Origin of the sequence: Streptomyces sp. NPDC047049, assembly GCF_040643995.1 — a bacterium.
In the GTDB taxonomy this organism is placed as follows: domain Bacteria; phylum Actinomycetota; class Actinomycetes; order Streptomycetales; family Streptomycetaceae; genus Streptomyces; species Streptomyces mooreae.
Map to the genome: position 1 here is coordinate 98,058 of NZ_JBEYVM010000026.1, position 6,396 is coordinate 104,453.

Below are 6,396 nucleotides of genomic sequence, written 5' to 3' on the forward strand. Positions count from 1 at the left end.
GGACCCCGCACCCCGGCCGCCCCGGCGGCCGGGCAGCAAGAAGGAGCGACGATGAACAACTCTCCGGGCTGGGCCTCGCCCGGATCCACGCCCTCCGACGAGCCGGGCCGCGGCACTCAGGAGCAGCCCCCTCAGGAAGCGCAGCCGCCTCAGCAAGCACAGCCCCCGCAGGAAGACCGGCCCGGCCCCGGCGAGCAGTCGCCCCCGCCGAACTGGTCCAAGGAACAGCCCCCCGCCGGCCGCTGGTCGGCCCCCGCCGGCATCCCCGGCCAGAGCGGCCCGCAGGAGAGCGGCAGCCGGGCGAGCGGCGAGCGCTCCCGTGCCTCGTCGCAGGGCCCGGGAGGTCCCGGCCCGGGCGGTCCCGGTTGGGGCGGCAACCCCGGCCACTGGGGCAACCACCCCGGCAGTCAGCCCCCTTGGGGCGGCGCCTGGGCACCCGTGCCGCACGCCGCCAAGCCCGGCATCATTCCGCTGCGCCCGCTCGCCGTCGGCGAGATCCTCGACGGTGCGGTCGCCACCATGCGCGCCCACTGGCGCACGGTCCTCGGCATCTCGCTGATCGTCGCGGTCGTCGCACAGACCGCCATCACCGTGGTCAACGGCCTCTGGTTCCAGGGCTCCGGCCGCGCGCCTTCCCTGGCGAACGACAACGTCCCGCCCCTGCGCGAAGCCCTGCAGCAGACGGGCGCCGCGCTCGCCGCCAGCGGCATCACCGCGGCGATCGGGCTGCTCGCCACCATCGTCGTCACAGGGCTCCTGACCATGGTCGTGAGCCGTGCCGTCCTGGGCCGCTCGGCGACCGCCGGGGAAGCCTGGCGCGATGCGCGTACCCAACTCCCGCGTCTGCTCGGCCTGCTCGTCCTGCTGCCCCTGCTCATCACGGCGATATGCGCGGTCGGCGTGGCCCCGGGCCTCATCCTCACCGCCACCGGCGCCCTGGAAGCCGGGCTGCTCCTCACCCTGCTCGGCGGGCTGGCCGCCGGCATCGTGAGCATCTGGCTGGGGGTCCGCTACAGCCTCGCCTCCCCCGCCCTGATGCTGGAGAAGCAGGGCGTCATCAGCGCCATGCGCCGCTCCGCGAAGCTCGTACGGGGCGCCTGGTGGCGGGTGCTGGGGGTGCAGCTCCTCGCCTACCTCCTGGTGGGCATCGTCGAGTTCATCATCCAGATCCCGGCCACCATCGTCGCCTTCGTCGTCGGCGGCGAGAGCCTCGTGGACTGGGCGAACGGCACCAGCAACACCACCAGCTGGCCCTTCCTGATCGTGCTGGGCATCGGAGCCGTCATCAGCTCCACCATCACCTTCCCGATCACCGCCGGCGTCACCGCGCTCCTGTACATGGACCAGCGCATCCGCCGCGAAGCGCTCGACCTCGAACTCGCCCGCGCCGCGGGCCTCCCCGGCTACGGCACCGACGCTCCCCGCCCCCACCCGGCCACGCCCGCTCCCGCCGCCACGAGCACCACCGCCGACAACGCACCGGCACCTGCCGCACCGGCCTCCGCCGACACCCCTGCGGACGGGGCGAAGACGGACCACTCCACGCCGAACGTCCCCCACACGGAAGGCGCCCCGGAGGAAAGCACCGACGCGCACGGCCCCGAGGCGGGCACCGCGACCACCGGCGGCGCCACTCCCCCGGCCGCCCCTGCCACGGACACCACCACACCCGCCGACGGTCCCGCCCCACGCTCCGACGGCGCCGCGCCGGGAAACTGATGCGGTGACCAGAGGGGGGAAAATGGCCGTGCCGGGACGACTCATGGCACGCTCCGACGACGACATACCGGTGCGGACTCCACGCGTCCCCGCCCGCGAGGCGGCCGAACGCGAACTGTCCGACCCGCGGTACCACCAGCACGACCCCAACCCGATCCAGCAGGCCCTCGACTGGCTCTGGGCACGCATCAACGAACTCGCCAACGCGGCCGCCGGCACCACCCCGGGCGGCTGGACCGGGCTCATCGCCATCGCCGCCTGCGTCGTTCTGCTGCTCATCGCCCTCCGGCTGCGTCTCGGCGCGGTGCGCCGCACTCCGACCACGAGCGGCGCACTCTTCGCCGAAGCGCCCCGCACTGCCGCCGAACACCGGTCCGCAGCTGACCGGCACGCCGCCGAAGGCCACTGGAACCAAGCCATCCAGGACCGGATGCGCGCCCTTGTCCTCGCTCTGGAAGAGCGCACTCTGCTCACGCCCGGCCCGGGCCGCACCGCTGACGAGGCCGCCACGGAAGCCAGCCGCGCCTTTCCCGAGTACGCCGACCACCTCCGCACCGCGGCCCGCACCTTCGACGACGTCACATACGGCGGTCGCCCCGGCACGGAAGCGGCATACACCCTCCTGGCCGGCCTCGACACCGCTCTGCAGCACGCCAAGCCCGCCCTGGCCACCACCCCGACCAGGAGCAGCGGATGACCACGGCTCCCACCGGCGCCCCCGCGCCGGCTTCCACCGTTCGTAGTCTGTGGACCCGGTTCCGCGGCCCGCTGCTGGCCCTTCTTCTGCTCGTCGTCAGCGGTGTGGTCCTCGGGGCCCTGCAGTCCGGCGAGCAGCACGGACGGCTCGACCCGCGCTCCGCCGACCGGACCGGCAGCCGGGCCCTGTCCCGACTCCTGGCCGCGCACGGCATCTCCACCCAGGTCGTGACCAGTTCCGAGGAGGCAGCTGCCGCCGCCGGCCCCGGCACCACCCTGCTCGTCACCGAACCCGACCTGCTGACACCAGATCAGCTGACGGGCCTGCACACCGCCACCGCGCACACTCCCGGTCGTACCGTCCTGCTCGCCCCGCGACCGCCGGCACTCGAAGCCTTCGCCCCCGGCGTCCAGATGGAACGCCCGGCCCCCACCTCGGTACGCCGGCCTTCCTGTTCCCTGCCGGATGCCCGCCGTGCGGGCAGCGCCCTCCTCGGCGGCCTCCGCTACACCACCGCCGTCGACGGAGCCGATCGCTGCTACCCCGGCGCCGACGCTCCTACCCTGCTGCGCCTTCCGGCACCGGACAACGGCCGCGACACCGTGCTCCTCGGCTCCGCCGACCTCCTCTACAACCACCATCTCGCCGAACACGGCAACGCCTCGCTGGCCCTTCAACTCCTCGGCACGCACAAGCATCTGGTCTGGTACCTCCCCTCCGTGAGCGACCCGTCATCCGCCCAGGACGACCAGCGCGGTTTCCTCGACCTCATCCCTTCCGGCTGGCGCTGGGCCCTGCTCCAACTCGCCTTCGCCGCCGTCTTGGCAGCCCTGTGGCGCGCCCGCCGACTCGGCCCCTTGGTTGCGGAACGACTCCCCGTCACCGTCCCGGCCGCCGAGACCACCGAGGGCCACGCCCGCCTTTACGAGCAGGCCCATGCCCGCGACCGGGCCGCTGACGTGCTGCGCTCCGCAACCCGCACCCGGCTCGCCCCTCTCGTCGGAGTGTCCTCGGCTCACGCCCACACTGCCGACGTCCTCCTGCCTGCTCTCCACGCCCACTTGACCTCCGCCCCCGGCACCGAAACAGGACTCCATGCCCTGCTCTTCGGCCCGGCTCCCGCGGACGGCAGAGCCTTGGTGCACCTGGCCGACCAACTCGACGCACTCGAATCCTCGATCGTTTCCCAAGAGAGGCACGCCCCTCGTGAGCACCCCGACCGCTGACAGCGCCCGAACTTCCCTGGAGGACCTGCGCACCGAGATAGCCAAGGCCGTCGTAGGCCAGGACCCCACCGTCACCGGGCTGGTGGTCGCCCTGCTCTGCCGCGGTCATGTGCTCCTCGAAGGCGCCCCCGGCGTCGCCAAGACCCTGCTCGTACGCGCCCTCTCGACGGCTCTCGAACTCGACACCAAACGCGTCCAGTTCACCCCCGACCTGATGCCGAGCGACGTCACCGGCTCACTGGTCTACGACGCCCGCAGCTCCGAGTTCTCCTTCCAGCCGGGCCCCGTCTTCACCAATCTCCTGCTCGCCGACGAGATCAACCGCACACCTCCCAAGACCCAGGCGTCCCTGCTCGAAGCGATGGAAGAACGGCAGGTGACCGTCGACGGCACGGCCCGTCCCCTCCCCGAGCCGTTCCTGGTGGCGGCCACGCAGAACCCCGTGGAATACGAGGGCACCTACCCGCTCCCCGAAGCTCAGCTCGATCGCTTCCTGCTGAAACTGACGGTGCCGCTCCCCGCCCGTCACGACGAGATAGACATCCTCACCCGGCACGCGGCCGGCTTCAGCCCCCGCGACCTCGGCGCCGCCGGACTACGCCCCGTGGCCTCCGCCGCCGACCTCGACGCTGCCCGGGCCGCGGTCGCCAAGACCGCCGTCTCCACCGAAGTCACCGCTTATATCGTCGATATCTGCCGTGCCACCCGCGACTCCCCCTCGCTCTCTCTCGGCGTCTCCCCCCGAGGCGCCACCGCCCTGCTCTCCACATCACGAGCCTGGGCCTGGCTCACCGGCCGCGACTATGTCACCCCTGACGACGTCAAGGCCCTTGCTCTTCCCACGCTCCGACACCGCGTCCACCTTCGCCCCGAAGCGGAGATGGAAGGAGTCACCGCGGACTCCGTGATCAACGCCGTTCTCGCTCATCTCCCCGTCCCCCGCTGAGACGACACCGTGGCCCTTACCGGACGCACCGCCCTCATCTCCGCACTCGGAGCACTCTTCGTCGGCTTCGTACTGCCCAGCTGGCTCGGCGTCCTGCTCGTCCAACTCGCCTTGCTGCTAGCAATTTTGTGCGATCTCCTGCTCGCCGCGCCAGTGCGAAAGCTGCATATCACCCGAACCGGTGACACAACAGTTCGACTAACAGGCGAAGCCTCCTCGCACCTCACCGTCACCAACCCGAGCCACCGCACCCTGCGCGCCACGATCCGCGACGCCTGGCCCCCGAGCTCCTTCCGCCCCGATGCGGACACCGACGAGTCCCGCCACACCCTCCGCATCCCCGCCGCCGAACGCCGCCGCCTCACCACGATGCTCCGCCCCACCCGCCGCGGCGACCATCAGGCGGTCCGCGTCACGATCCGCTCCTACGGCCCGCTCGGCCTGGCCGCCCGACAAGGAAGCCGGCACCTCCCCTGGACGCTGCGCGTCCTGCCCCCCTTCACCAGCCGCAAGCATCTCCCCGCCAAGCTCGCCCGGCTCCGCGAACTCGACGGCCGCACCAGCATCCTCACCCGTGGCGAAGGAACCGAGTTCGACAGCCTCCGCGACTACACCCCCGGCGACGACACCCGCTCCATCGACTGGCGTGCCACCGCCCGCCGGCACACCCTCGCAGTCCGCACCTGGCGCCCCGAGCGCGACCGGCGCATCCTGCTCGTCCTGGAGACCGGCCGTACCTCCGCGGGCCGAGTCGGCGACATTCCCCGCCTCGACGCCTCCATGGACGCCGCCCTCCTGCTCGGCGCCCTCGCCGCACGCGCCGGGGACCGTGTGGACCTGCTCGCCTACGACCGCCGCATACGTGCCTCCGTACAAGGCCGCACGGCACGCGACCTCCTCCCGGCCTTGACCGACGCCCTGGCGCCCCTCGAATCCGAACTGGTCGAGGCAGATGCCCGGGGCCTGGCCGCCGCCATCCACCGCCGCACCCCGCGACGGTCCCTCATCGTGCTCTTCACCGGCCTGGACGCAGCCCCCGTGGAGGAAGCCCTCCTGCCCGTCCTCCCCGGCCTCACCCAACGCAATGAACTCATCGTCGCCGCCGTGGCCGACCCCCGCATCGAGGAAATGGCCGCCGGCCGTCACACCCCGCAGGCCGTCTACGCAGCCGCCGCAGCGGAACAGACTCACGCCGCCCGTCTCCGCACCGCAGACCGCCTCCGCCACCACGGCATCACCGTCATCGACTCCACCCCGGCCCGCCTGGCCCCCGACCTGGCCGACGCCTACCTCACCCTGAAGTCCACCGGCCGCCTCTAAAGCCACCTGGCCCCGCCCCTCGGAAGGCAAGCTCCGGGCAGAAGCCGACCCACACCACGGAATACGTGGCGTGGCTACCAGCACACATTGGCTACCCCGCAGCTCACGGGAGAGCACCAGCACCGCCAGGTGGAGCTGCTCCTACCTCTCAGCAGCACAGCCCCGCCACGAGGACGCTCAAGAACGCCGGCGAGCAAGCTGAAGGACACCGGCAGAGAGCCGAGACCGCTCTGCCTCAGCTTCCTTGTGCCGGACCTCTGCAGTCCCTCTCCAGACCACACCCCATAAGCGCAACACTCCAACACCCAGGCAAAAATGCCCCCGCCCCCCGAGCAGAATCCGGAAGCGAGGCATTCCACCAACACAAAAAAGCTCCGGTCCCTGAACCACGAAGGTTCAGGGACCGGAGCTGAAGAATTGTTCGGCGGCGTCCTACTCTCCCACAGGGTCCCCCCTGCAGTACCATCGGCGCTGAAAGGCTTAGCTTC

At 71.7% G+C, this 6,396-nt stretch carries 5 protein-coding genes; all 5 read left to right on the plus strand.

Annotated elements, in window-relative coordinates:
• The first annotated feature begins 51 nt into the window (after nucleotides 1–51).
• From ABZ851_RS34525 to ABZ851_RS34545, 5 genes are read left to right on the plus strand one after another with little or no spacing between them, the layout of a single operon-like run.
• Complete coding sequence (locus tag ABZ851_RS34525) at nucleotides 52–1,719, plus strand: hypothetical protein (RefSeq protein ID WP_361136279.1); 1,668 nt, start codon at nucleotides 52–54, stop codon at nucleotides 1,717–1,719.
• A 43-nt stretch (nucleotides 1,720–1,762) separates the two neighbouring features.
• Nucleotides 1,763–2,416 carry a DUF4129 domain-containing protein gene (locus ABZ851_RS34530; protein ID WP_361136281.1) on the plus strand — a complete coding sequence of 218 codons (654 nt, stop codon included), beginning with the start codon at nucleotides 1,763–1,765 and terminating at the stop codon, nucleotides 2,414–2,416.
• Nucleotides 2,413–3,642, plus strand: coding sequence for a DUF4350 domain-containing protein (locus ABZ851_RS34535; protein ID WP_361136283.1), 1,230 nt, complete (start codon nucleotides 2,413–2,415; stop codon nucleotides 3,640–3,642). Before ABZ851_RS34530 ends, ABZ851_RS34535 begins: the two co-directional genes overlap by 4 nt.
• A complete protein-coding gene (locus tag ABZ851_RS34540) occupies nucleotides 3,623–4,588 on the plus strand; it encodes a MoxR family ATPase (protein WP_361136285.1) in 966 nt (321 codons plus the stop codon). Before ABZ851_RS34535 ends, ABZ851_RS34540 begins: the two co-directional genes overlap by 20 nt.
• 9 nt (nucleotides 4,589–4,597) lie before the next feature.
• Nucleotides 4,598–5,908 carry a DUF58 domain-containing protein gene (locus ABZ851_RS34545; RefSeq protein ID WP_361136287.1) on the plus strand — a complete coding sequence of 437 codons (1,311 nt, stop codon included), beginning with the start codon at nucleotides 4,598–4,600 and terminating at the stop codon, nucleotides 5,906–5,908.
• The last annotated feature ends 488 nt before the right edge of the window (nucleotides 5,909–6,396 follow it).

What these genes read in the sequence shown, in the direction of transcription:
- ABZ851_RS34530 (WP_361136281.1), top strand. Translation starts at nt 1,763, where the DNA reads ATGGCACGCTCCGACGACGACATACCGGTGCGGACTCCACGCGTCCCC.
- ABZ851_RS34525 (WP_361136279.1), top strand. Translation starts at nt 52, where the DNA reads ATGAACAACTCTCCGGGCTGGGCCTCGCCCGGATCCACGCCCTCCGAC.
- ABZ851_RS34535 (WP_361136283.1), top strand. Translation starts at nt 2,413, where the DNA reads ATGACCACGGCTCCCACCGGCGCCCCCGCGCCGGCTTCCACCGTTCGT.